This is a genomic window from Maribellus luteus (genome assembly GCF_003576475.1).
Lineage (GTDB): Bacteria > Bacteroidota > Bacteroidia > Bacteroidales > Prolixibacteraceae > Draconibacterium > Draconibacterium luteum.
Genome location: NZ_QWGR01000195.1, coordinates 1 through 565, shown reverse-complemented (window position 1 = coordinate 565; position 565 = coordinate 1). Strand labels below are relative to the sequence as shown.

Here is a 565-nt window from a genome sequence, read left to right as displayed (position 1 = left end):
GGCCGAGGGACACGCCAACCTGTTCCGGGAGTTCAACGAGCGGGCCACCAACCACCTGCAGCTCGTCGCCGCCCTGTTGCAGCGGCAGGCCAACGACGTCTACGACCGCAGCTATTCCCAGGCCCTGACCGAGGCGTCCAAGCGGACGCTGATGATCTCGCGCATCCATCGCAGCATGTACGGCGAAAGCGACCGCGCCACCGACTTCGCCGTGTTCGCCAGGCAGCTTCTCGAAAGCTGCCTGGGGGCCGCCGAGCATCGGCCGGTCGAGGTTCTGGTCGAGGACCACGGCGTCGCGCTGCCGTCGGATCAGGCCGCCTCTCTGGCGGTGCTGCTGTTCGAGTGCTTCCGCAGCGCGCTCCAACGCCTGCCGCGGGCGGGCAAGGGCAGCGTCCGCGTCGCCCTGACGGCCGAGGGCGACGACTACCGGCTGGTGCTGGCGAGCGGCCGGGTCGACATGGCCGGAGCCTTCCAGGACGACCTGGGCCGCCAGATCGTCGCGGCGATGACCGACCAGCTGCAGGGCCGCTTCGACGTGCGGGAAGCCGCCGGCGGCCTGGTCTTC

Annotated in this window: 1 protein-coding gene; it reads left to right on the top strand. The window is 70.6% G+C overall.

The features are described from left to right. Positions 1-565: histidine kinase dimerization/phosphoacceptor domain -containing protein (locus tag D1614_RS25605; protein ID WP_147384405.1), on the top strand; the 565-nt coding region annotated here is incomplete at both ends.